Below are 22975 nucleotides of genomic sequence, written 5' to 3'. Positions count from 1 at the left end.
GTCAGACAATATGCGCCTCTGTTGCCGCGCGCAGTTCAGCTTCGGTGACACCATCGGCCAGTTGCACGATCTTGAGGCCGCCTTCGACCACATCCAGAACGCCCAAATTGGTGATGATACGATGCACAACGCCCGTTCCTGTCCGCGGCAAGGTGCAAGATTTCAAAACCTTGCTTTCCCCATGCTTGTTGGTGTGATCCATCACAACCACAACACGGCGCACGCCTGCGACCAAGTCCATCGCGCCGCCCATACCTTTGACCAATTTGCCAGGGATCATCCAATTGGCAAGATCGCCCGTCTCAGACACTTCCATCGCACCCAAAATTGCCATCGCAATCTTGCCGCCACGGATCATCGCAAATGATGTTGCGCTGTCAAAATAGGCGGTATGGGGCAATTCAGTGATCGTCTGCTTACCCGCATTGATCAGGTCTGGATCTTCCTCACCCTCATAGGGGAAAGGCCCCATGCCCAGCATTCCGTTTTCGGATTGCAAGGTCACGGTCATGCCTTCTGGAATATAATTTGACACGAGGGTTGGAATCCCGATGCCAAGGTTCACATACATCCCGTCTTCAAGTTCTTGTGCCGCGCGGGCGGCCATTTGATTGCGATCCCATGGCATGGATTAGGCCTCCTCACGCTGGCGCACAGTGCGCTGTTCAATTCGTTTCTCATGCTGCCCCTTGATCAAGCGATGCACGAAAATTCCAGGCAAATGGATATGATCAGGGTCTAGGCTGCCCGCGGGCACGATTTCTTCGACCTCCATGATGCAAACCTTGCCACAGGTCGCAGCAGGCACATTGAAGTTCCGCGCGGTCTTACGGAAAATCGCATTGCCCGTTTCATCAGCCTTCCACGCTTTGACGATAGATATATCCGCGAAAATCCCTTCCTCAAGGATATAGGTTTCGCCGTTAAAATCTTTGTGGTCTTTGCCTTCGGCAATCACTGTGCCCACACCTGTCTTGGTGTAGAACCCCGGAATGCCTGCCCCCCCTGCGCGCATCCGCTCGGCCAAAGTGCCTTGGGGGTTGAATTCCAGTTCCAATTCACCCGCCAGATATTGGCGCATGAATTCTGCGTTCTCGCCCACATAAGAAGACATCATCTTTTTGATCTGGCGTGTGGCCAGAAGTTTGCCCAAACCGAAATCATCAACGCCCGCGTTGTTGGAGGCCACGGTCAAATCTTTAACACCGCTGTCCACGATGCCATCAATCAGCAATTCAGGAATCCCGCAGAGGCCAAAGCCGCCTGCCGCGATCAGCATTCCATCCTGCAAAAGGCCATCCAAAGCCTCAGCAGCAGAGCCATAGATTTTCTTCATCGGGTCTCACCCTTTTTCCAATAAGATTTGTGGCAAATTGACCCGCAACCTGCGCGGTGTCAACGTGCTGCAATGCAGCAAATATCAGTTTGCGGGTCTGTTAGCGCATATCAGAAAGGCTTGCTTCCATCTCGGCGATCCATTCGCTCACAAATGCATCAAACCGCACATCGGGTTGCTGTGCGGTGATCCGTTCTGACAAAGGATCAGGGGCGGTGATGCGACTGCCACTCATAACCTCCAGAACCGCATGGGCGCAGAACGGCACGTGCAATTCGGAATAACCGCCTTCATGCACCATCACGAGGCGACCCTCGCACAGCGCGTCAGCCGCGTCCCGCACCTGTTCTGCCATCGCACGGAACGTGTGGCTGCCTGCCATCATTCGCCCCAAAGGATCAACACCTGACGCGTCAAACCCACAAGCGATGATAATCACATCAGGCGCAAAGCGTTCCAATTCGGGGATCACCAAACGCTCCATCGCCTCAAGATAGGCATTATGCCCGCCCCCGGGGGGCAGCGGGATATTGAGGTTAAACCCTGCCCCAGCACCCGATCCACGATCCTCAAACGCACCGCTATCGCGGGGATAATTGCGATCTTGGTGAAGGGAGATGGTCAGAACATCATCACGATCATAGAAAATCGCCTCAGTTCCGTTGCCGTGATGCACATCCCAGTCAATCACGGCACATTTCGTGGCCAGCCCTTCGGCCCGCGCGGCCTCAATCGCGATGGCGATATTGGCAAGTAGGCAAAACCCATTGGGAAAATCAGGCAAACAGTGATGCCCTGGCGGACGAGACAGCGCATAGGCATTCTCCAAATCCCCCTCAAGCACTGCAAACAGGGCTGATTTGGCCAAACCGGCAGACAGGGCTGCAATCTCGAACCCATCGGGGCCGAAAGGTGTGCGCAACCCCAACTCGCCCCCACCCTGCGCTGAGATATCTTGAAACTGGCGCAAATAGGTTTCGGGATGAATGCGCAAAATATCTTCTTCGGTTGCAGGATCCGCATGGCGGGGCGCAAGTTCAGACCACAGTCCCGTGATCTCAAGTAGGTTTTTCAAGCGCCGCTTCGTTTCAGGATTTTCGGGCAGGCCGCCTGCGGCAAGAGGTTGAACCAATCCGCCCACAGGGGCGAGAAAGGCATAATTGCCACCCGAATGCCAAAAGCAGCGTTCATCCCAGAAAAACCCTGTTGCCATGATCAAACCTTTCCTCATCACCAAATCCACCGCGCGCATCTTGCACCCTAAGAGACAGAGTGCAAGTTTGCTACTCATTGGCTTTTGAGAGGCACCCCTTGCGCAAATCCCTACCCGACCTCAGCGCCTATGCGCAGACCGGTATACGGCTAAATTTACGTGTCACCCCAAAGGCCGCGCAGAACCGTATCGTGGTCGAAGAAGACCTGTTGCGGGTCTATGTGACCCAAGCACCCGATAGCGGCAAAGCAAATCGTGCGGTTCTAAAACTCTTGGCTCAGGCAATCGGGATCGCGCCCTCATGCCTGACGCTGATACGCGGCGAGACGGATCGGAACAAAGTGGTTGGCGTGAATATGGGCTAAACACTGCGGCTTTGCCAAACCGTATAAAGGCCCGAGGCAACAATAATCAAACTGCCAATCAAGGTCAGGGCATCGGGACGTTCGCCAAACACGGCCACGGCCAAGATCATCGCGAAAACCAAACGGGTATACCGAAATGGGGCAATAACGGCAATTTGCCCTGTTCGCATGGCCATAGTCAGGCACATATAGGCGGCAACGCCAAATAAGATGGCAGGCCCTGTCAGAACCATGCCGCCCGCGCCTAGTGGGGCCACGCCGCCCTGATAACCCCAAACGATACCGCCTGCGATGCTCAGCATGATAAACCCGTAAACGCCAAGCTGCGCCGTTGTCATGCTCTTTGGTGCGGCGCGTGTCGCCAGATCACGGCCAGCAAAGCCGATCATGCCCAAGACCGCGAAGAGGGACAGCGGTTCAAACGCGTCCAGCCCAGGCCGTAGGATTAATAGCACCCCAACAAACCCTGCGCCAATCGCCGCCCATTGCCGCCAGCCCACGGTTTCGCGAAAGACCATCACCGCCCCCGCCGCCACCACCAAAGGTGTGGCTTGCAAAATCGCACTGGCCGAGGACAGGGGCGTTAAGGCAATCGCGACCGTGTAACATACCCGACCCGTTATTTCGAACAAGGCACGCCACGCCATGGCGCGACCAAAGGCCTGAGGGTGCAAGATCACCTCGCCCCGAAGGCGCGCCATGGCCACAAAGGCCAACAGCCCACCAAGCCCAAAGGTCACCATAACTTGGCCCAAGGGGATATGCGCCGCTGCCGCCTTGATAAAGACATCCTCGAGGGTAAAGGCAAGCATTGCCAAAACCATGAACAAACTGCCGCGCAAATTGGCCGCGTGATGGGATGTATCAGGGGTCATTGGGGGGGCTTAGCGGGTCGGGCGATCAATCCGATACACCCCTTCTGGCAAGTTCAGCGCTGCCGCCAACTCCCGCAACTGCGCCATAGAGATTGAGATTTTCTGAATGCTATCACTGCGCGGGTCATATTGTTCAACCTGAACGACCTCTTCAAAAGCCGTCAGCACGACATCCTCTTGGAGCGGGCTTTCCCCCTCATCCATCAAGGTTACAACCGTGGCGTCAAAATCATGCTCAATGCTAAACATAAGATCACGCTAGGGGGGAATTTCCCTCTTGGCAATCATGTGATCCTCTCGTGATGAGAATTCGATTGAGATATCTCAAAATGGGCTGCTAAATAGGGTTGGCCTCAACAAAAAGGTATTTGGTTCTAATGCGTGCAATTCTGATTTTGCCGATGCTTGCATTCCTTGCCGCGTGTCAGGTGGCAAGCCCGCCACCAAGTGGCGCACCTACAAGCACGGCAAGCAGCGATAATCTGCCCAAACTAGCCCCAGATGTGGCAATGAATAATTTCCGCACAGTGGTCGCCAAGGTCGAACCCATTGCCGAAGATATTTGCCGCCAAGAAACACCAGATCAAAACTGTAATTTCACCATTGCGATTGAGCGTGACAGAAATGCAGGCATCAACGCGTTTCAAACCTTGGACAATGCGGGCGACCCATATCTGGTCTTTACGATTGGCCTTATTGAAGATGCGCGCAATATTGACGAATTGGCCTTTGTGATGGGTCATGAGGCTGCGCATCACATCGCCCGCCATATTCCCCGCCAACGGGCCTCTGCCCAAGGGGGGGCGTTAATTTTCGGCGTGCTTGCAGGGATTGCGGGTGGCGATGCCTCTATGGTGCAAAACGCGGCGGATATTGGCGCGACAGTGGGCGCGCGCCGTTTTAGCCAAGATCACGAATTGCAAGCCGATGCTTTGGGTACTGTCATCGCCTATCGCGCGGGGTTTGATCCGGAGCTTGGCGCGCAATATTTTACCCGCCTGCCTGATCCGGGCGAAACCTTTCTTGGAACGCACCCGCCCAATGCGAACCGCATTCAAATCGTGCGGGATACGATGGCAAGCTTGCGCTAAGGGTGGGGGTCAGGCGATCTGACCCCAAAGATCATATTCACTGGCCCCATCAACTGTCACATTCACGATGTCGCCCGCTTTGAGATCTTGGAACTCTTCATCGATAAAGAGATTGCCATCAATCTCTGGCGCGTCTGATTTGGTGCGGCAGGTGGCCCCTTCATCGTCCACCTCATCCACGATCACCTCAAGACGCGTGCCAATTTTGGCGGCCAATTTCGCCTCGGAAATGCTCTGCGCCTTTTCCATAAAGCGCGCAAAACGCTCGTCCTTGACCTCTTGCGGCACATGGTCTGGCAAATCATTTGACCGCGCACCCGCAACATTTTCGTATGTGAAACAGCCGACCCGATCGAGCTGCGCCTCATCCAACCAATCAAGCAGGATCTGGAATTCGGCCTCTGTTTCGCCCGGATACCCCACGATAAAGGTTGAGCGCAGGGTGATCGCAGGGCAGTCCGCACGCCAAGCTGCGATTTCGTCTAAGGTTTTACTTGATGCCGCAGGGCGGGCCATACGTCGCAACGTATCGCGATGGGCATGTTGGAATGGGATATCCAGATAAGGCAGAACCAACCCTTCGGCCATCAAAGGGATCAACTCCCGCACATGCGGATAAGGGTAGACGTAATGCAACCGCACCCACGCGCCCAGTTGGCCCAAATCGCGCGCCAAAGGAAGAATTGGGAATTTCTCATCCCGACCAGCCCAATCCGTGCCATAGGCCGAGGTGTCCTGACTGATGACCAGAAGTTCCTTGACCCCTGCCTCAACCAGTTTTTCTGCCTCACGCAACACGGCCTTTGCGGGGCGGCTTTGCAGGCGGCCCCGCATATCGGGGATGATGCAAAACTTGCACTTGTGATTGCAGCCCTCGGAAATCTTGAGATAGCTGTAATGACGGGGCGTTAGGCTTACGCCTGAACTTGGCAAAAGATCGACAAACGGATCAGGCACGGGTGGCACGGCGGCATGCACCGCATCCAAGACCTGCTCATATTGGTGCGGGCCCGTTACGGCCAGAACACGCGGATGCGCGCCTGTGATATAGTCAGGCTCGGCCCCCAAACAGCCCGTCACGATCACGCGGCCATTTTCGCGCAGCGCCTCGCCAATCGCGTCCAAACTTTCGGCCTTGGCGCTGTCGAGAAAGCCGCAGGTATTCACAATTACCGCATCGGCACCGCCATAATCGGCGCTGATCCCATAGCCTTCGGCGCGCAGTCGGGTCAGGATCCGCTCACTATCCACAAGCGCCTTGGGGCAGCCAAGCGAGACCATCCCGATTTTGGGCTGACCCTCGCGGATCGTCTCCTCAATGCGCGCACGGGCAAGATCTGGGCGAAGATTTGGTGGTTTCTGTGTCATATCCCGCGCTATAGCGTGGCTTCTGGCCATCGTGAAGCAAGAAAGCACTCAGGCACCATCGGCGCGGGGCCACATCCAGCCTAATCTTGTTCTGCCGTGACCTCGCGCAACCTTGAACATAAAGGCACCGCCAAGGCTTTACGGCCCCGAACCATAGCCGCTAAACACAAAGGTGCTTGGGGTTACAAAAATAGTTTGGGGGATTCTCGATGAAGTGGGTGTTGCGGGTCATTTTGGCTGTCGTGATTTTCGTGGGCGTGGCTGTTGGAGGGATTGCGTTAATTCCAACGGACACCATTGCCAGATTGGCGACAGGGCGGCTATCGGCCAGCCTCGCGCGTGATGTGGCCCTGACGGGCGCAGTGCGGCCAAGTTTTTACCCCATGATCGGGATCAGCGCCGAAGGTTTTGAAATTTCCAACCCTGACTGGGCTGCGGATCAAGGCCCGATGCTGCGGGCTGAGGCGTTGCATATCGGGGTCGAAGTCATGCCCCTTTTTTCTGGCGAGGTGCGGATTGCGCGCGCGGAACTGATAAAGCCTGACATCATTTTGCTGCGAAACGCGGATGGACAGGCCAATTGGGAATTTTCAACCACCGCCCTCACAGCCGAGACAGGCACAAGCGGTGACCTGCCGCAAATCAGCCTCAGCCTTGCACAGATCAGCGATGGCACCCTGCGCTATACTGATGCCACAACAGAGCAAAGCTATGCGGCCGAAGCGGTCAATCTTCGCCTTGAAGCGCCCGATCTGAACGGCAGTCTGACAGGCAGCTTTAACGCCGCAATCAATGGCGCGCGCTTGAGGGGCGATGTGACCCTCACCACCCTTGCTGATGCGCTTGCAGGGCGTGAGGCGCGCACTGATATGTCCCTGTCTTGGACAGGCGGCAGCCTTGGCTATCGCGGCGCGCTTATGCTTGCCCCGTTCAGCCTTGCGGGCGAGGTGAATGCCGATATCACCGACCTGACCCCGATCACGACTGCGGCGGGTGTCGCAGCGGTGACTTTGCCCGCGGGATTGGGTCGTGATCGTATCGCGCTGAACGGCCCCATTGCGATCACGCCCGAGGGCGTTGCGCAGATCATGGATGCAACCCTTGCGCTAGATGACACGGCCATAACCCTATCTGCAGATCTCAGCACAGGCGGTGAGTGCCCTAAGATCACGGGCCGCATCGCGGGCGGGCGCGTTGACCTAAGCGCCCTGACAGAAGGCAGCGCAACCGAGGGCAGCAGCGCAGGCGGCGGATGGCCGCGTGACGAAATCGACCTCACAGGCCTGTTCGCGGTAGATGCCAATCTTGATCTGGCCCTTGCCGAATTGGATTTGGGTATGATGCGGCTGTCAGATATTGCGCTACAAACCACGCTTGATGCGGGCCGTCTGCAGCTCGATTTGGCGCGCGCCGTGGCCTATGGCGGCACGATTGCAGGGCAAACTGTGATAAATGGCCGTGGCAATGGATCCGTAGCCAGCAACATGGCGATCCGTGCGGTGCAATTGCAACCCTTGTTGCAAGATTTTGCAGATTATGACCGCCTTTCAGGCACGGGAAACGTCACCTTTAACATTTTAGCGGGCGGGCGGTCTGTAGCGGCATGGATGAACAGCCTTGAGGGCAGTGCCGCGCTTGACTTTGGTCAGGGGGCGATTGAGGGGCTTGATCTTGCGGGGATGATCCGCAATCTCGACAGCTCCTATCGGGGCGAAGGCGCGCGCACAGTCTATGACAGCATCACCGCGACCCTTGCGATCACGGGCGGTGTGGCGCGCAATGACGACCTCACCCTAACCGCTGGATGGGGCGGTGTCACAGGGACGGGCGAGATCAATATTGGGGGCCAGTCAGTGGAATATCGCGTGATCCCCGCTGTGCAAACATCCTCCGATGGGTCGAATATTGCCGTGCCCGTCATCGTGCGCGGCCCTTGGGCTGATCTCAGTTTTGCACCTGATTTAGAATATTTGGCCAATCGGCGGCTAGAACTGGAACGCGCAGAACTTGAAGCTGCGGCCCAAGCCCGCATTGACGAAGAGCGTGCTAGGCTGGAACAAGAGGCGCGCGATCGGCTTAACCTGCCCGCCGAGGGCGATGCGCGCGATGCCATCGAAAATCAACTGCGCAATGAGGTCGAAGGTGCCTTGCGCGGCCTGTTCGGGGGGAATTGATCTATGCGCCGCCTTATGATCACAGCCCTTTGCGTGATGCTTGTGGCCTGCATTGGCACACCCGAACCTGATCTTTATCCAGGCGAAACAGCAGAAATTCGGGCCCTCGTGAATAAAATGGCGCGCCAATATGATGTGCCCGCCCCCCTGATCCACCGCGTGATCCAACGTGAAAGCGACTATCGCGCCCATGCCCGCAACGGCCCCTATTACGGGATGATGCAAATCTTGCCCGCCACAGCCCGCAATATGGGGTTTACGGGTGAAGATGCCGATTTACTGGATGCAGAAACCAATCTCACCTATGCGGTCAAATATCTGCGCGGCGCATGGCTGCTGTCAGATGGATCTTATGACACGGCCGTCATGCATTACGCGCGTGGCTATTACTATGTAGCACGGGACAGATGCATGTTGGTCGAGACAGGCCTGAGGGAACGCGAGGTCAGGCGCGACTGTCGGGGGTGAGGCGTTTTTGCCGCATATCACCGCTGTCTCAATGCATGCTCAGCAAAACCAGATCGGGGGGGCGGTGGCCATCTGCAAAGGTCTTGATGTTGATCAACACCTTTTCGCCCATCTCAATCCGCCCTTCAAGCGTCGCTGACCCCATATGCGGGAGGAGGATCACATTATCCAATTCCCGCAATCGGGGGTTCACATCATGGCCACGCTCAAACACATCCAAGCCCGCACCCGCGATCTCGCCCGCGCGCAACATGCGGGTGAGTGCGTTTTCATCAATCACCTCTCCCCGCGATGTATTCACAATCACCGCTGATGGCTTCATCAACTTCAACCTGCGTGCATTGATCAAATGAAAGGTCGAAGGGGTGTGCGGGCAATTCACTGAAATCACATCCATCCGCGCCAACATTTGATCCAAGCTTTCCCAATAAGTCGCGCCGAGCGCTGTCTCTATATCAGCGTGAACCCTGCGGCGGTTGTGGTAATGAACCTGCATGCCAAAAGCAGCCGCGCGGCGGGCCACGGCCTGACCGATGCGACCCATTCCCAGAATACCCAAACGCTTGCCCGCGATACGCCCCCCCATAAAGGCGGTTGGCGCCCATCCCTGCCATGTGCCCGTTTGCATGACAGCCTGCCCTTCTGGCACGCGGCGCAGAACACCCAAGATCATCGCCATGGTCATATCGGCGGTATCATCCGTCATGACACCGGGTGTATTGGTGACCAAGACCCCGCGTTGGCGTGCAGTGGCAACGTCAATATGATCGACCCCTGCACCATAATTGGCAATCAGCTTGAGCCGTTCGCCCGCTTGCCCCAACATGCCTGCATCAATCTGATCCGTCACACATGGCACCAGAACATCCGCTGATTTCATCGCTGCGACCAGATCATCGCGGCTCATTTTGCGGTCTTCGTCATTGAGCTGAACATCAAACAATTCGCTCATGCGGGTTTCCACCGCTTCGGGCAAATGGCGGGTAACGACAACTTTTAACCTTGGTGCGGGCATGGGCTTCTCCTGAGGCGGATGGCATGTCTGACGCTGTTACCCTTCCCCATTCTGCGCGCGGGTGCAAGCGTTCGCGGGGCCTTGGCCGCGACAGGCGCTTCGTAATGTCATCTTCCCCCGCGATGGCTTTCTCGCTATAGTATGAGAAAAATCAAAATAACCCAGCCCAAAGCGGCGGGACGAGGCCTATTGAGGATAGTCATGCCACGGTCAGATTGGCGCATAACCCTAGCGATTGGTGCGGTTTGTCTTGTGTTTGCGGCCACCGCAGGGGCGCAAAGCACCGATGGCGCGGTGCCGTTGCCACGCCCTGACAATCTTGTGCCAGTCGAGACACCCGAACTTGAGACCGCCACCCCCACGCCAACGCCCAGTTTTGACGCCCCGACCACTGGGCCAGAAACAGGCTTTCCGCTGCCGCGCTATGTTTCGATGGATGCGACACGCGGCTATGCGCGGCGCGGCCCCTCGCGCAACCACCGCATTGATTGGGTCTTTCAAGAACGCAATATGCCGCTGATGGTTGTGGCCGAGCATGGGCATTGGCGGCGGGTCGTGGATCATGACGGCGTGGGCGGATGGATGCATTACGCCCTTTTGTCAGGGCGACGCACAGCGCAAATTGATATTGACCTTGCCGATTTGCACCAACGCCCTGATCCAGATGCCACTGTCATTGCCCAAGCCCAACGCGGCGTGGTCGGACGGGTAAGCGAATGCGAACGCGACTGGTGTCGCTTTGCCGTTGATGGGTTTACAGGATGGGTTGAGAAATCCGCCCTTTGGGGCGTGATGGAGGACGAGATTTTCGACTAGTCCCCTGCGCAAACGGGGCAAGCCGCATTGCGCTTTAGCTTGACGATCCGCGTCTCAGGCCCAAGCCCATCATATAGCAGCATACGTCCCAATAACCCCTGACCCGCACCTGTAATCTGCTTGATGGCCTCAAGTGCCATCATGGTGCCCACCACCCCTGGAAGCGCGCCGATGACACCCGTCTCGGCACAGGTGGCAGCCATCCCTGCCTGTGGTGGATTGGGAAAGACACAGGCCATGCACGCCCCGCCAGCACTTGAATCGTAGAGGGCAATCTGTCCCTCCCATGCTGAAATTGCACCTGCCAAAAGCGGACGCTTGGCAGACACCGCAGCGCGGTTGATCATTGCCCGCGTTTCGAATTGATCCGTGCCATCAATGATTAGATCATAGTCCGCGAATAGCTCTGCCGCGATCGTCTCGTCCAAAGCACGATTGTAAGGGCGGGTATCAAGATGCGGATTTATGGCCTTCATCGCACGTTCTGCTGAAAACACTTTGGGCATATCTTGATCGGCATCGCGATGAATGATTTGGCGTTGCAGGTTCGACAGGCTGACATGATCCGCGTCAATCACTCCAATGCGCCCGACCCCCGCAGCTGCGAGATACAGCAAAACAGGCGAGCCCAAACCACCTGCCCCTACCACCAAAACCTTGGCCGATTTCAGCGCCTTTTGCCCCTGTCCACCAATGTCAGGCAGGATGATGTGGCGGGCATAGCGCTCTAATTCCTCTGGCGTGAAGGTGCCGCTTTGGCGCGGCGCGGGCGTGATCATGGGCTGGGCCACGCGGCGCAAGCGGTTTAGACCCGCGCGATAGGCCAGAACCAACAGAACTGCGCCGCCTAAAATCAACCATGGCGCGGCAGTTTCGCCTGTCGCGATGCGCAAAGGGTGGCCCTCGGGCAATACGAAATGGCCCAAGACAACCACCCCATAGACAAGGGCGATCATCACAAGACGGGGGGTATAGGCAGTTTTCATCACTGCCCCAAAGCCCCAAAGCGCAGCCATGATTGCAAGAACCGTGAACATCAGCCCTGCCCAGTTGAGCCGAAACCACCCGCACCGCGCGCGGTTTCATCCAAACGCGACACAAGCGTAAAACGGACTTGGGTCACTGGCGCGACAACGCCTTGAGCAATCCGATCCCCATGGCCAATAACAAAAGGTGCATCGCCCAAATTGATGAGGATAACCCCCAATGGCCCGCGATAATCGCAGTCAACCGTTCCGGGCGCATTGGCGAGCGTCACCCCATGTTTCAAGGCAAGGCCAGATCGCGGCCGAATTTGCAGCTCATACCCACGAGGCACAGCCACACGAAACCCTGTTTGGATCAAGGCGCGCATCTGCGGGGCAAGCGTCAGCCCGGCCTCGCGGGCGTCAGCCGTGAACTGTGCGCGCAGATCAAAACCCGCCGCCCCATCGGTTTCATATCGCGGCAGGGGCAGGTCAGGATCGGCCCAGTCTTCGCATAAGAACTTTACCTCTACTTGCGCCATTATGCGTGCCCCAAAGCCTCGGCCACGCGCAGGGCAAGCCGTGCTGCAGTCTCAGATTTGCTCAAGCGTGGCCATGGATCAGCGCCTGTGCGCGTGATCAGCGTGACCGCATTATATGCACCCCCCATGATCCCCGTTTCAGGGGACACATCATTGGCCACAATCCAATCACATCCTTTGCGCGCCAATTTCGCTTGCGCATGATCAACCAGATTTTCGGTTTCAGCGGCAAAGCCCACAACCAAGGCCGGGCGGCCTTTTTTCATCTGTGCCACAGATGCCAGAATATCTGGGTTTTCCGCAAAGCTGAGACGGGGCAGCGCGCCATCGCCCGATTTCTTGATCTTTTGGTTTGCGGCATTATCCACGCGCCAATCGACAACGGCAGCGGCAAATATAGCGGCATCTGCAGGTAGGGCCTCTGTAACGGCCTTTGCCATCTGCGCGGCAGTCTCGACCTTGATCACATCTACACCATGAGGCGGTGACACAGATGCAGGGCCTGTGACGAAACTGACCCGCGCGCCCAAATCGCGACAGGCCGCAGCAAGCGCCGCCCCCTGCGCCCCTGACGAGCGGTTGGCGATATAGCGCACGGGATCTATGGGTTCATGTGTTGGGCCAGAAGTAATCAGAACATGTCGCCCCGCAAGCGGGCCTTCCGCAAATTGCGCGGCAATAGCGCTGACAATCTCATCGGGTTCGGCCATGCGGCCTAGGCCAAATTCACCGCAGGCCATGCTGCCCTCATTGGGGCCAACAGAACGAATCCCATCCCCCAAAAGCTGCGCCAAATTGCGCTCGGTGGCGGGATGTGCCCACATCCGCACATTCATCGCAGGGGCGATCAGCACCGGCTTGTCAGTTGCAATCAGCAGGGTCGAGGCCAGATCATCTGCATGACCGCCCGCCATTTTGGCCATCAAATTCGCCGTTGCTGGGGCCACCACAACTAGATCTGAGGCACGGGATAATTCGATATGGCCCATTTCGGCCTCATCGGTCAGATCAAAGAGATGCGTGTATGGCTTTTGGCCCGCGAGGGCTGCGACCGAAAGTGGTGTCACAAATTCTTGTGCCGCCTGTGTGAGAACAGGGGTAACAGCGGCCCCTTGGTCGCGCAAACGGCGGATCAGCTCAAGGCATTTATAGGCCGCGATCCCGCCCCCTATGATCAACAATATACGTTTCCCCGAAATCATGATGATCTCACCTTTTCGCCTGTTCTGTTGCGAAACCTATGTGGCGCAGCGCCGTGGGGCAATGGGAAATGCCCCTCACGCGGCCCCTTTGCGGCGCAGCGCGCCCAGAATTTCTCCGAATGAAAAGGCGCCAAACAGGCGACCAAAAAGGGCATAGGTCCCCGCGCTAACTGCAATCAGCCCCGCAAGCGCGAGATAGCGCACGCCCCCCCCCTCAAGAACGGGGGCAAGGATCAATCCCGCACCATAGAGCACCGCCCCCATCGCGATGGCCGCCCCCGCAATGCGTGGAATGCGCGCGAGATACCGCGCATCATAGGCAGCGACATCACCATAGGTCTTTGCACCACGGCGCAGCTGATAGGCCATGACCCATGCAGAAATGGTGGTGGCCAATGCGGCGGCAAGATAGCCGATGAAAAAGGCAAGCCCGATGGCGAGAGCGGCATTTATGACCATTGCTACCAAGGCATAGTGAAATGGGCGCTTGGTATCCTCGCGCGCGTAAAACACGGGCTGCCAGATTTTCTGAAGAACAAAGGCAGGCAACCCTGCCCCATAAATCGCCACCGCCCAAGCCGTGGCAATAGTGTCTTGGCCCTCAAAGGCCCCACGCTCAAACAAGACCGAGACCAAAGGCACTGGGATAACCATCAACGCAACCGCGGCAGGAATGGTCAGGGTCATCCCAATCTCAGCCGCACGCGATAAGGCCTGCCGCCCCCCTGCATCATCGCCTGCCCGCAAGCGGCGCGAGAGATCTGGCAACAACACAATCCCAATTGCGACCCCAACCACACCGAGCGGCAATTGATATAGCCTGTCGGCATAAGACAACCATGCAATCGCCCCATCAAAGAAGCTTGCAACCTGACGCCCCACCAAAAGATTGACCTGCACCACCCCACCTGCAAGCATGGCAGGCCCTGCCACAACCGCCAGTCGGCGCAGATCAGGCGTGAATTTCGGCCAAGTTGGGCGGATGACCAACCCTGCGCGTGCAGCTGCCCCCCACACCAAAACCAGTTGCGCCACGCCCGCCACGGGCACCCCCCAAGACAGGGCCAGCCCGATCATGCGCGCGGCTTCGGGGCTGTCCGTAGCGCTCTGCGCGCCAAAGATCAGCGCCGAGACGAGGATCACATTCAACAGCACAGGCGCCGCAGCAGCAGCCGCAAAGCGCCCCGCAGCGTTCAGCATGCCCGAAATCAACGCCGCCAGTGAGATCAGCAAAATATAGGCGAAACAGATACGGCCAAATTCCACCGCGATCCCAAAGCGGGGATCATCGGCAAAGCCCGATGCCATCGCTAAAACCAACCAAGGCATGGCAATCTGCGCAAGCAAGGTGAAGCCAATCAGAAACACAGCGAGCATGGATAATGCATTGCGCGCAAATGGCATCGCATCGCTGCCGCCTTCGAGTTTTTTGGAAAAAATCGGCACAAAGGCCGTATTCATTGCACCCTCAGCAAAAAAGCGGCGGAACATATTTGGTAAAGAAACCGCCACCAAAAACGCCTCGGCCACGCCGCCCGCACCAAGATAGCGGGCAATCAGAATATCGCGCAGAAATCCCAAGACGCGGCTGACCAATGTCCAACCGCCGACAGTGAGAAAGCCAAAGCCCAATCTGATTTGCGGGGCCGCCACAGCCGCTAGACCCCTGCCCGCTCGGCCACGCGCGCGATGGCATCGCACAACTTGCGCTCCAACACATCTTGGCGGGATTTGGAGTGGAGTTTGAGACCGAACATATCTTTCACGTAAAACACATCTACCACCTGAACACCGAAGGTCGCGATCATCGCACTGGCGATGTAAATATTGTTCGCGGCTAAGGTCTTGGTCAGATCATATAGCAGACCAGGGCGGTCGCGTGTATCCACTTCGATGATGGTGTAGATTTCCGACCCATCATTATCGAAGGTGATATTGGTCGCCACGTTAAACGTGCGCTCGCGTTTTTTGATCTTGTCGCGCCTCTCAAACGCTTTTGAGGCTACAACCTCGCCCTTTAGGGTTTTGTCGATCATCGAAGTCAGACGCGGCAGGCGGGCATCCTCATAGGGGTTGCCATCAGCATCTTGAACCCAGAACACGGCAGTCGCATAGCCATCTTTCGAGGTATAGGTGCGGGCATCGACCACATTCGCGCCCACCAATGACAGGGCGCCAGAAAGGCGGCTAAAGATGCCTGGGTGATCCGCAAGCGCAAAGCAGACGCGGGTCGCATCGCGGTCAGTATCACGCTGTGTGTCAATCCGGATTTCATCATCCCGAAGGCCAAGCAGCATATTGGCAAAGATAATCTGGCTGGCCAGATCAAGCCCTTGCCAGTAGGGGCCATAATGGCGGTCTATTTCAGTTTTAAGATCCGCCTTAGGCCAAGTTGCCAAGGCATCGCGCAGGGCCTTTTTGCCCTCACTTTCCAATTTGTCGCGGTTAAGATCCTCAAGACCCGTTTCCAAGGCTTCAGCCGTGGCGCGATAGAGGCCGCGCAACAGCGTGGCTTTCCAGTTGTTCCATGTGTCAGGTCCAACCCCGCGAATATCGCAAACTGTCAAAACAGTCAGCAAATCCAGACGCTGCCGCGTTTTTACCAGTTTGGCGAAGTCCCGCACTGTGCGCGGATCCGCAATGTCGCGTTTTTGGGCCATGTCGGACATCAACAGGTGGTAGCGCACAAGCCATTCGACTGTTTCAGTCTCATCGGGTTTGAGGCCCAAGCGAGGGCAGAGTGCACGCGCAATCCGAGCGCCCAAAATCGAATGATCTTCTTTCCGACCTTTGCCAATGTCATGCAGCAAACAGGCCACATAAAGCACTTTGCGGTTTACCCCACGCTTCAAAATACCAGATGCAATCGGCAATTCCTCGACCCATTCGCCCCGTTCGATCTGCGCAAGGGTAGAGACAACTTGGATCGTATGCTCGTCCACAGTGTAGCTGTGATACATATTGAATTGCATCATCGCCACGATAGCCGCGAAATCAGGGATGAATGCGCCCAAGAACCCCAATTCATTCATCCGCCGCAAGGCACGTTCGGGGTTGCCTTGTTTCAAAAGCAAATCAAGGAAAATGCGGTTCGCCTCTTTGTCGCGGCGCATTGCTGTGTCAATGAGGTGCAAATTGGCCGAGATCATCCGCATTGCATCGGGGTGCAAAAGATAGCCTGTGCGCAACGCCTCCTCAAAAATGCGTAATAGATTGATCTTATCGGCCAAAAACGCCTTTTCATTTTCGACAGTCAGACGATTTTGTTTCAGCGCATAGCCGTCTTTGAGTTTCTTTTTGCGGCTGCGCCCGCGCAAAAAGCCTAAGATCATCGGTTCGCTTTTGGCGTGACTGGCCTCAAGCGCGGTCAAAAAGATGCGGGTCAATTCGCCCACGCGGGTGGCATGGCGGAAATAATCCTGCATGAAATGCTCAACCGCACGGCGGCCTGAGTGATCGGCATATTGCATGCGTTCCGCGACCTGCACTTGCAAATCGAAACTCAAACCATCCTGCGCGCGGCCTGCAATAGCGTGCAAATGACAGCGCACCGACCACAAGAACCGTTCGGCCGCATCAAACGCGTCAAATTCTTCGCGGCTGAACACCTTGAGGGCAACCAGATCTTCGGCCCGCGCCACGCCATGCTGATATTTCGCAATCCAATAGAGCGTCTGCAAATCGCGCAGACCGCCCTTCCCCTCTTTTACATTCGGCTCCAACATATAGCGTTGGCCACCTTGCTTTTTGTGGCGGCTGACCCGTTCCTCAAGCTTGGCTTCGATGAATTCTGAAAGGCTGCCCTCAAACAAATCTTTGCGCAGTGCCGTCTTGAGCTTGGCCGATAATTCGGCATTGCCCGTCAAGTGGCGCATCTCCAACAAGGCCGTGCGGATTGTAAAATCCTCGCGTCCCAGACGCAGACAATCTTTGATGTTGCGGGTGGCGTGGCCCACTTTCAGCTTAAGATCCCAAAGCATGTAGAGACTAGATTCAATCACGCTTTCGACCCAACCTGTGCTTTTCCATGGGGTCAAAAACAGAAGATCAACATCCGAGAACGGGGCCATCTCGCCACGCCCATAGCCGCCAACCGCCAAGATCGCCATCCTCTCCCCCTCGGTCGGGGTGGGATTGGGGTGTAAGCGTGTAGATGAAACACGCAGCACCTGCTCCACCAACCCATCGGTCAGATGGACATAGGCGCGCGTCACACGGCGTGCGGTCAGGGGATTTTTCGCAAAGGCCGCATCAATGGCAATTCGACCCTTTACTTGGGCATCTTGCAAGATCGCCACGACCGCCGCGCGAATTTTGGCAGGATCGCTGAGATCAGATATCGCGTCATCAATTGCGGCAGTAACGGCCTCTGCGTCAAAAATATCTTGAGCGGGACAAATCAATTGCCCCGCAGCAGATGGGATGACCGAAAGGCGTGGGTTCTGCTCAGAATCCAGCGCCGAGGGTTCTTGGGGCGGGGTCAACAAGGATGATCTGCCTGTCCTGCAAAGTCACTACGGCAAGGCCGCGTTCAATAGAGCCATCGGGTAGCAATCGGAATACGCCGTTCGCGCCCGCAAAGCCAGAGCCTGATGCGAAATCCACACCGCCCAAACGGCCCGTGCGACCCACGGTGTCAATCACAGCGCGCATCCCGTCATAGGCCAAGGGCGCAAGGTTATGGGGGGCTTGCTGATAGGCCAATTGATAGCGGGTGCGGAACGCACTTTCGGCATTGGGATCGGGCAGGACAAACCACCCGCCCTGCAAGCCACGAATTTCCAAGGTCTGCGCAGGGATATCCCAACGGGTCAGACCAATGATTTTGGTGGCCTCAGTGTCAAAGCCATTATCTGGCAAGAGTTGACCGAAAAGCGGCAAAGCCCCTGATGCGTCCGCGGTCAAAATCATCGCATTTACGCCAGTTTGTGCGACCATTGCCTCAACCTCAGGTAAGGCAGCAACAACGCCAGTCTGACTGAACTCATAGGCGATTTCACCCACAACAGTGGCACCTGAGGCCGCCGCCGCACGGCGCACTGCATCACGCGCCACTTCACCCGCCAAATTGCGCGCATGCACCACCATGATGCGATCACGGCCATTCGCCGCTGCATAGGACACCATCCGCGCGGCGGCATTGTCGTAAGTCAGGCCAAGCACAAACAGATTGCGCCCTGCAATGCTGGCATTGTTCGAGAAACTAAGAACCGAGACATTGGTATTCGCCACGGCCACACCAACCGCCGCCGCCGCGTCCGAGCGCAATGGCCCAAGGATCACATCCGCCCCTTCCGCAACCGCCTGCTGTGCCACAGCTGCGGCCATGCCTGCATCGGCTTGCGTTGGATAAACTACCAATTCGATTTGCGTGCCAACGGCCTCGGCGGCAGCGAGGCGCGCGGCGTTCTCAAGGCTACTTGCCAGAAGGTCGTCCCCTGCATTGGGCGAACCATAGGGCAGCAGCATCGCAACGCGCACAGATTGCCCGACCTGTGGCCCTGTTCCCATTGTGGCCTGACAGGCCGACAGAACCACGCCAAAGAGCAAAAGCAAACTCAACCGCAAGAACTTGCGAAATCTTGTCAAAGCAGGGATCATAGTGATCTCTCCCAGTGGGGCCAATTTGCACAAACCCTAGCCAGTCCTGTCCGCCAAGTAAACGCTCGCAATGGACAGACTGCGCAGATATGTAAGTGAGCTGATGCGAAACGACACAGAAAACGGGCGCGAATTTGCCTACACCCCCCGCGACAGCAAACTGGCCGCGGGTTTATATTTTGTCGCAACCCCGATTGGCAGCGCGCGCGACATCACCTTGCGCGGGTTAGACATCCTTGCCAGCTGCGATGTCATCGCCGCAGAAGACACGCGCACCTTGCGCCATTTGATGGAAATTCATGGGGTGGCGCTGAATGGCCGCGCAGTCTTGCCTTATCACGATCATAACGGCGCAGAGATGCGGCCAAAGATCATGTCCCTTTTGGGCGAAGGAAAATCCGTGGCCTATGCATCAGAGGCAGGGACGCCGTTGGTGGCCGACCCTGGCTTTGCCTTGGGGCGTGCTGCCATTGCGGATGGTCATATGGTCACCACCGCACCGGGTGCATCCGCCTCACTGGCCGCACTGACCGTGTCGGGCCTGCCCAGTGACCGCTTTCTTTTTGCGGGCTTCCCACCCTCAAAATCGGGGGAACGGCGCAAATTTCTGCAAGATTTGGATCAGACCCAAGCAACGCTGATCTTATATGAAAGCCCGAAGCGCATTCATAAATTGTTAAACGAGATGGCCGAGATTTGGAGCCAAGATCGCCAGATCGCTCTGTGCCGCGAATTGACCAAAAAATTTGAGGAGGTCATTCGCGGATCGCTTGCAGATGTGATTGCGGCGATCGAAGGTCGAGCATTGAAAGGTGAGATCGTGGTTGTCATTGACCGCGCGGAAAAGCAAGCCGCTGATGAGGCCACCGTGATTGCGGCGCTTCGGGCGCGACTTAAGACTGCACGGCTGAAGGAGGCTGCGGCGCAGGTGGCAACCGAACTGGGCCTGCCAAAACGCGATGTTTATCAATTGGGTCTGTCCTTGGACGCGGATCCGTGAGCGGGAAAACCGCCTATCTTGCGGGGCTGTCTGCCGAGGATCAGGTGGCGCGGCTCTATGAAACCCATGGCTATCACTTGCGGGCGCGGCGATGGCGCGGGCGGGGCGACGAGATAGATCTGATTTTTGAAAAATCAGGCGAAATAACTTTTATGGAAGTTAAAAAATCGCGGGATTTTGACACCGCTGTGTCACGGGTCAGCCTCGCACAAAGGGCGCGCATCCTACAGACAGGTGATGAGTATTTGGGTCTTTGTCCCATGGGCCTTGCAACACCGTGCCGTTATGATCTCGCAGCCCTCAACCAGATCGGACAGGTTCACATCATCGCGAATGCGTTTCTCGAATAGCCTGCCTGACATGAATTGGGCATTGCGTCCCCCCCTGCCAAAGGCCATGAAAGGGTTGGTATAGATACGGGGTGAGACATGGCACTCAAAGTCGCAATTCAGATGGATCCAATCGCGCCGATTAACATTGACGCGGATAGCACGTTTCGCGTGGGGCTGGAGGCACAAGCGCGGGGGCATGAGCTGTTTTACTACACTCCAGATCGTTTGTTTTTTGACGAGGGTCGGGTCTGCGCGCGCGGGTGGCCGATCACCTTACGCCGCGAAAAAGGGAACCACTTCACCCTTGGGGCAGAGCAGACCATCGACCTAGGCGATTGGGATGTGGTGCTTTTGCGCCAAGACCCGCCTTTTGACATGGGTTACATCACCACCACCCATCTTTTGGAACGGATTCATCCCAAAACCTTGATCGTGAATGACCCGTTTTGGGTGCGCAATTATCCTGAAAAATTGTTGGTTCTGGAATTCCCCGATTTAACCCCGCCCACTATGATCGCTCGCGATATTGGTGCTTTGCGTGAGTTTCGCGCACGCCACGGGGATATCATCATCAAACCGCTCTACGGCAATGGTGGCGCGGGCGTGTTTCGTCTTGAACCTACGGATCGCAACCTCAACTCCTTGCATGAGATGTTCACCTCTATCAGCCGCGAACCCCTGATTGCGCAAAAATTCTTGCCTGATGTGACGGCGGGGGACAAGCGGATCATCTTGATTGACGGCGAGCCCGTTGGGGCGATCAACCGCGTGCCTGCCGAAGGCGAAACCAGATCAAATATGCATGTTGGCGGACGGGCTGAAAAAATCGGGCTGACCGCGCGCGAAAATGAGATCTGCGCCAGAATTGGCCCGCTGCTGCGCGAAAAAGGCCAGATTTTTGTGGGGATTGATGTGATCGGCGATTACCTAACCGAGATCAACGTGACTTCACCTACGGGCATTCAAGAATTAGAACGCTTTGACGGGATCAATGTCGCCGAAATCATTTGGCAAGCCATCGAGGCACGACGTGCGGGCTAATCTTCACGCCCTGTGCTGATGCGATAACTGACCGCTTCAAGGATATGCGCCTCTTCGGTTTTGTCGGATAGGGCCAGCCCAACTTTACCAAGATCCACACGATTGAACTGTACCAAGAAGAGCCTGTGAGGTTTCAAGACCGTGGTCAGTTTGGAAACAGGATTTTTCAAACTGACGTTTCTACTGGAGCTTTACAAACAGGCCAAAGCTCAGCCTTAGTCCTTCGTTAAGTTGATATGCAAGTTAGAGAATAATTCATATTTTCGCGGAGATAACAGAATTAACTGTCCTTGCCCGATCAAAAGCCTGTATGCCATGTCGCACCCCATCCTGTGCCAAGGACACCACCGCTAGGGGCAATACCCGATTCTCACAACAGACCATCTGCCTTCTCTCTGATGAAATTCAGTGACCGAGAGAGGGGGGATGGTATGGGCATAAGCCTGATATGCGCTTAGCCCTGAATGGCGCGCGATTTGCGTTAGGATTGCGCCGAAATGGCATGTAAAGATCACATCTTGATCTGGGTGCTGCCCCAGAACGCGATCAGACGCGCGGCTCACCCGCGCCATGACCATCGCCCAACTTTCCCCGTTGGGCGGGCAGATGTCTTCCCCCCCCTCCCAAAAGGCGCGCGAAAGTTCAGGGGCGGATTGGCTAACCGCATCAAACCCCTGTCCCTCCCATTCGCCAAAATGAAATTCGCGCAGATGACGCTCATGAGGCAGGCGCAGGCGCGGCGATAGCGCATCTGCAGTGGCCGCAGCACGGATGAGGTCAGAGGAAATCATCACGGCCTGTGCAGGAAGATAGGCATCAAGCCGCGCTATTTGCGCGTGATCGCTGAGATCAGCAGGAACATCACGCCACCCCGTGATCACCTTGGCATGGGTCGGCCCATGGCGCAGCCAAAAGGCACGGCGCATCACCCCTGCCCCTTCGGCAATTGCCCTTTGAGGACGAGAGGCAGGCCTGCGGCCACCATCACCACAAGATCCGCTGTGGCAGCGATGGCTTGGTTCAATTCCCCTTGATCCTGACGAAAGGCCCGCGAGAGGGGATGATCCGGCACAACGCCCATTCCAAGCTCGTTCGAGATAATAACAACAGGGGCTGGGCAATCGGCGATGGCGTGGGCCAGCGCCGCCCATTCAGCCCGCCAGTCCCGTTTAGCCATACCCAAATTGGCCAACCACAGCGTGGCGCAATCAATCAACACGGCCTCGCTTTTATGCAGTTGCGTCAGAGCCGCAGGAATATCGGTCGGCACTTCGACTGTGCGCCACTGGGCCGCCGCACGCGCGGATTTATGCTTGGCGATTTTGACCTCCATCTCGGCATCATAGGCCTGTGCTGTCGCGAGATAAACGGGCGACAGCCCCGTGTTCAGCACCAAATCCTCGCCAAAGCGCGACTTGCCAGAAGCCGCACCGCCAAAAACCAATGTCAAACCCGCCAAACCCGTCAAAAGAAATTCCTCACCAAAAGTGATCCATTCATCATGCTGCCGCGTAACACCAATAGAACCGCACAAGATGCGGAACAAGACACTGCCAAAAATGATACGCCAA

The 22975-nt window shown here is 56.6% G+C and carries 24 protein-coding genes; 8 read left to right on the top strand and 16 right to left on the bottom strand.

What is annotated here, in order from left to right; translation table 11 throughout:
* Nucleotide 1: 1 nt before the first annotated feature.
* The 3 genes from AAC637_RS09095 to AAC637_RS09085 all read right to left on the bottom strand — a co-directional run bounded on the left by AAC637_RS09095 (nucleotide 2) and on the right by AAC637_RS09085 (nucleotide 2549).
* Nucleotides 2-628 carry a CoA transferase subunit B gene (locus AAC637_RS09095; RefSeq protein ID WP_340303284.1) on the bottom strand — a complete coding sequence of 209 codons (627 nt, stop codon included), beginning with the start codon at nucleotides 626-628 and terminating at the stop codon, nucleotides 2-4.
* 3 nt (nucleotides 629-631) lie between these two features.
* Nucleotides 632-1336 (bottom strand): CoA transferase subunit A, encoded by a 705-nt coding sequence (locus AAC637_RS09090; protein ID WP_317655654.1) that lies wholly within the window; start codon nucleotides 1334-1336, stop codon nucleotides 632-634.
* Nucleotides 1337-1436: 100 nt separating this feature from the next.
* The gene (locus AAC637_RS09085) at nucleotides 1437-2549 is read right to left on the bottom strand and encodes a class II histone deacetylase (protein WP_340303662.1); all 1113 of its coding nucleotides are present in this window, start codon (nucleotides 2547-2549) and stop codon (nucleotides 1437-1439) included.
* Between the two features lie 77 nt (nucleotides 2550-2626).
* Here AAC637_RS09085 and AAC637_RS09080 point away from each other — a divergent pair, with 77 nt between their 5' ends.
* Nucleotides 2627-2914, top strand: coding sequence for a DUF167 domain-containing protein (locus AAC637_RS09080; RefSeq protein WP_340303283.1), 288 nt, complete (start codon nucleotides 2627-2629; stop codon nucleotides 2912-2914).
* Here AAC637_RS09080 and AAC637_RS09075 read toward each other — a convergent pair.
* Together AAC637_RS09075 and AAC637_RS09070 are read right to left on the bottom strand one after the other, a co-directional pair.
* Nucleotides 2911-3789, bottom strand: coding sequence for a DMT family transporter (locus tag AAC637_RS09075; RefSeq protein WP_340303282.1), 879 nt, complete (start codon nucleotides 3787-3789; stop codon nucleotides 2911-2913). The two genes, AAC637_RS09080 and AAC637_RS09075, sit on opposite strands and share 4 nt — an antisense overlap.
* 9 nt (nucleotides 3790-3798) lie before the next feature.
* A complete protein-coding gene (locus AAC637_RS09070; protein ID WP_317655657.1) occupies nucleotides 3799-4038 on the bottom strand; it encodes a hypothetical protein in 240 nt (79 codons plus the stop codon).
* Nucleotides 4039-4166: 128 nt separating this feature from the next.
* Between AAC637_RS09070 and AAC637_RS09065 the strand changes: the two genes are divergently transcribed.
* Nucleotides 4167-4880: a M48 family metalloprotease gene (locus AAC637_RS09065; protein WP_340303281.1), complete on the top strand. Its 714-nt coding sequence runs from the start codon at nucleotides 4167-4169 to the stop codon at nucleotides 4878-4880.
* A 9-nt stretch (nucleotides 4881-4889) separates the two neighbouring features.
* Here AAC637_RS09065 and rimO read toward each other — a convergent pair whose 3' ends face one another.
* Nucleotides 4890-6248: a 30S ribosomal protein S12 methylthiotransferase RimO gene (gene rimO, locus AAC637_RS09060; RefSeq protein WP_340303280.1), complete on the bottom strand. Its 1359-nt coding sequence runs from the start codon at nucleotides 6246-6248 to the stop codon at nucleotides 4890-4892.
* Between the two features lie 209 nt (nucleotides 6249-6457).
* Between rimO and AAC637_RS09055 the strand changes: the two genes are divergently transcribed.
* Together AAC637_RS09055 and AAC637_RS09050 are read left to right on the top strand one after the other, a co-directional pair.
* Nucleotides 6458-8422, top strand: a complete 1965-nt coding sequence (locus AAC637_RS09055) for an AsmA family protein (protein WP_340303279.1) — start codon at nucleotides 6458-6460, stop codon at nucleotides 8420-8422.
* A 3-nt stretch (nucleotides 8423-8425) separates the two neighbouring features.
* Entirely contained in the window at nucleotides 8426-8890 is a 465-nt protein-coding gene (locus AAC637_RS09050; protein ID WP_317655663.1) for a lytic transglycosylase domain-containing protein, read from the top strand.
* Between the two features lie 28 nt (nucleotides 8891-8918).
* Here the strand turns inward: AAC637_RS09050 and AAC637_RS09045 are convergent, their stop codons facing one another.
* Complete coding sequence (locus AAC637_RS09045) at nucleotides 8919-9905, bottom strand: 2-hydroxyacid dehydrogenase (RefSeq protein ID WP_340303278.1); 987 nt, start codon at nucleotides 9903-9905, stop codon at nucleotides 8919-8921.
* A 201-nt stretch (nucleotides 9906-10106) separates the two neighbouring features.
* On the opposite strand from AAC637_RS09045, the gene AAC637_RS09040 reads away from it, so the two are divergent.
* On the top strand, nucleotides 10107-10721 hold the full coding sequence (locus AAC637_RS09040; protein ID WP_340303277.1) for an SH3 domain-containing protein: 615 nt from the start codon (nucleotides 10107-10109) through the stop codon (nucleotides 10719-10721).
* Here AAC637_RS09040 and AAC637_RS09035 read toward each other — a convergent pair.
* The 6 genes from AAC637_RS09035 to AAC637_RS09010 form a co-directional block, all read right to left on the bottom strand.
* The gene (locus tag AAC637_RS09035) at nucleotides 10718-11758 is read right to left on the bottom strand and encodes a HesA/MoeB/ThiF family protein (RefSeq protein WP_340303276.1); all 1041 of its coding nucleotides are present in this window, start codon (nucleotides 11756-11758) and stop codon (nucleotides 10718-10720) included. The two genes, AAC637_RS09040 and AAC637_RS09035, sit on opposite strands and share 4 nt — an antisense overlap.
* On the bottom strand, nucleotides 11758-12228 hold the full coding sequence (gene dut, locus AAC637_RS09030; protein ID WP_340303275.1) for a dUTP diphosphatase: 471 nt from the start codon (nucleotides 12226-12228) through the stop codon (nucleotides 11758-11760). Before dut ends, AAC637_RS09035 begins: the two co-directional genes overlap by 1 nt.
* Nucleotides 12228-13430 carry a bifunctional phosphopantothenoylcysteine decarboxylase/phosphopantothenate--cysteine ligase CoaBC gene (coaBC, locus tag AAC637_RS09025; protein WP_340303274.1) on the bottom strand — a complete coding sequence of 401 codons (1203 nt, stop codon included), beginning with the start codon at nucleotides 13428-13430 and terminating at the stop codon, nucleotides 12228-12230. The genes dut and coaBC overlap by 1 nt, the downstream gene beginning before the upstream one ends.
* Before the next feature lie 75 nt (nucleotides 13431-13505).
* Nucleotides 13506-15083 (bottom strand): murein biosynthesis integral membrane protein MurJ, encoded by a 1578-nt coding sequence (murJ, locus tag AAC637_RS09020; protein WP_340303273.1) that lies wholly within the window; start codon nucleotides 15081-15083, stop codon nucleotides 13506-13508.
* Nucleotides 15084-15088: 5 nt separating this feature from the next.
* Nucleotides 15089-17914, bottom strand: a complete 2826-nt coding sequence (locus tag AAC637_RS09015) for a [protein-PII] uridylyltransferase (protein ID WP_340303661.1) — start codon at nucleotides 17912-17914, stop codon at nucleotides 15089-15091.
* Nucleotides 17877-19031: a penicillin-binding protein activator gene (locus AAC637_RS09010; protein WP_340303272.1), complete on the bottom strand. Its 1155-nt coding sequence runs from the start codon at nucleotides 19029-19031 to the stop codon at nucleotides 17877-17879. The genes AAC637_RS09015 and AAC637_RS09010 overlap by 38 nt, the downstream gene beginning before the upstream one ends.
* Nucleotides 19032-19134: 103 nt before the next feature.
* On the opposite strand from AAC637_RS09010, the gene rsmI reads away from it, so the two are divergent.
* The 3 genes from rsmI to gshB all read left to right on the top strand — a co-directional run bounded on the left by rsmI (nucleotide 19135) and on the right by gshB (nucleotide 21404).
* Nucleotides 19135-20031 carry a 16S rRNA (cytidine(1402)-2'-O)-methyltransferase gene (rsmI, locus tag AAC637_RS09005; RefSeq protein ID WP_340303271.1) on the top strand — a complete coding sequence of 299 codons (897 nt, stop codon included), beginning with the start codon at nucleotides 19135-19137 and terminating at the stop codon, nucleotides 20029-20031.
* On the top strand, nucleotides 20028-20381 hold the full coding sequence (locus AAC637_RS09000) for a YraN family protein (RefSeq protein ID WP_340303270.1): 354 nt from the start codon (nucleotides 20028-20030) through the stop codon (nucleotides 20379-20381). Before rsmI ends, AAC637_RS09000 begins: the two co-directional genes overlap by 4 nt.
* A gap of 78 nt (nucleotides 20382-20459) precedes the next feature.
* Nucleotides 20460-21404 (top strand): glutathione synthase, encoded by a 945-nt coding sequence (gene gshB, locus AAC637_RS08995; RefSeq protein ID WP_340303269.1) that lies wholly within the window; start codon nucleotides 20460-20462, stop codon nucleotides 21402-21404.
* Here gshB and AAC637_RS08990 read toward each other — a convergent pair.
* The 3 genes from AAC637_RS08990 to cobU all read right to left on the bottom strand — a co-directional run bounded on the left by AAC637_RS08990 (nucleotide 21401) and on the right by cobU (nucleotide 22950).
* Nucleotides 21401-21574 carry a hypothetical protein gene (locus AAC637_RS08990; RefSeq protein WP_340303268.1) on the bottom strand — a complete coding sequence of 58 codons (174 nt, stop codon included), beginning with the start codon at nucleotides 21572-21574 and terminating at the stop codon, nucleotides 21401-21403. The genes gshB and AAC637_RS08990 overlap by 4 nt on opposite strands.
* A gap of 180 nt (nucleotides 21575-21754) precedes the next feature.
* Nucleotides 21755-22330, bottom strand: a complete 576-nt coding sequence (locus tag AAC637_RS08985) for a histidine phosphatase family protein (RefSeq protein ID WP_340303267.1) — start codon at nucleotides 22328-22330, stop codon at nucleotides 21755-21757.
* Nucleotides 22330-22950 carry a bifunctional adenosylcobinamide kinase/adenosylcobinamide-phosphate guanylyltransferase gene (gene cobU, locus AAC637_RS08980; protein WP_340303266.1) on the bottom strand — a complete coding sequence of 207 codons (621 nt, stop codon included), beginning with the start codon at nucleotides 22948-22950 and terminating at the stop codon, nucleotides 22330-22332. Before cobU ends, AAC637_RS08985 begins: the two co-directional genes overlap by 1 nt.
* Nucleotides 22951-22975 lie beyond the last annotated feature (25 nt).

Origin of the sequence: Roseobacter sp. HKCCD7870 (assembly GCF_037830315.1) — a bacterium.
Taxonomy (GTDB): Bacteria; Pseudomonadota; Alphaproteobacteria; order Rhodobacterales; family Rhodobacteraceae; genus M30B80.
The sequence above is the reverse complement of the archived record's forward strand: the minus strand, read 5'-3'. Positions and strand labels throughout refer to the sequence as shown.

Bases quoted from the DNA above. Each gene is read 5' to 3' on its own strand.
- AAC637_RS09095 (WP_340303284.1), bottom strand. From the start codon at position 628: ATGCCATGGGATCGCAATCAAATGGCCGCCCGCGCGGCACAAGAACTT.
- AAC637_RS09090 (WP_317655654.1), bottom strand. From the start codon at position 1,336: ATGAAGAAAATCTATGGCTCTGCTGCTGAGGCTTTGGATGGCCTTTTG.
- AAC637_RS09085 (WP_340303662.1), bottom strand. From the start codon at position 2,549: ATGGCAACAGGGTTTTTCTGGGATGAACGCTGCTTTTGGCATTCGGGT.
- AAC637_RS09075 (WP_340303282.1), bottom strand. From the start codon at position 3,789: ATGACCCCTGATACATCCCATCACGCGGCCAATTTGCGCGGCAGTTTG.
- AAC637_RS09070 (WP_317655657.1), bottom strand. From the start codon at position 4,038: ATGTTTAGCATTGAGCATGATTTTGACGCCACGGTTGTAACCTTGATG.
- AAC637_RS09065 (WP_340303281.1), top strand. From the start codon at position 4,167: ATGCGTGCAATTCTGATTTTGCCGATGCTTGCATTCCTTGCCGCGTGT.
- rimO (WP_340303280.1), bottom strand. From the start codon at position 6,248: ATGACACAGAAACCACCAAATCTTCGCCCAGATCTTGCCCGTGCGCGC.
- AAC637_RS09055 (WP_340303279.1), top strand. From the start codon at position 6,458: ATGAAGTGGGTGTTGCGGGTCATTTTGGCTGTCGTGATTTTCGTGGGC.
- AAC637_RS09050 (WP_317655663.1), top strand. From the start codon at position 8,426: ATGCGCCGCCTTATGATCACAGCCCTTTGCGTGATGCTTGTGGCCTGC.
- AAC637_RS09045 (WP_340303278.1), bottom strand. From the start codon at position 9,905: ATGCCCGCACCAAGGTTAAAAGTTGTCGTTACCCGCCATTTGCCCGAA.
- AAC637_RS09040 (WP_340303277.1), top strand. From the start codon at position 10,107: ATGCCACGGTCAGATTGGCGCATAACCCTAGCGATTGGTGCGGTTTGT.
- AAC637_RS09035 (WP_340303276.1), bottom strand. From the start codon at position 11,758: ATGTTCACGGTTCTTGCAATCATGGCTGCGCTTTGGGGCTTTGGGGCA.
- dut (WP_340303275.1), bottom strand. From the start codon at position 12,228: ATGGCGCAAGTAGAGGTAAAGTTCTTATGCGAAGACTGGGCCGATCCT.
- coaBC (WP_340303274.1), bottom strand. From the start codon at position 13,430: ATGATTTCGGGGAAACGTATATTGTTGATCATAGGGGGCGGGATCGCG.
- AAC637_RS09010 (WP_340303272.1), bottom strand. From the start codon at position 19,031: ATGATCCCTGCTTTGACAAGATTTCGCAAGTTCTTGCGGTTGAGTTTG.
- rsmI (WP_340303271.1), top strand. From the start codon at position 19,135: ATGCGAAACGACACAGAAAACGGGCGCGAATTTGCCTACACCCCCCGC.
- gshB (WP_340303269.1), top strand. From the start codon at position 20,460: ATGGCACTCAAAGTCGCAATTCAGATGGATCCAATCGCGCCGATTAAC.
- AAC637_RS08985 (WP_340303267.1), bottom strand. From the start codon at position 22,330: ATGCGCCGTGCCTTTTGGCTGCGCCATGGGCCGACCCATGCCAAGGTG.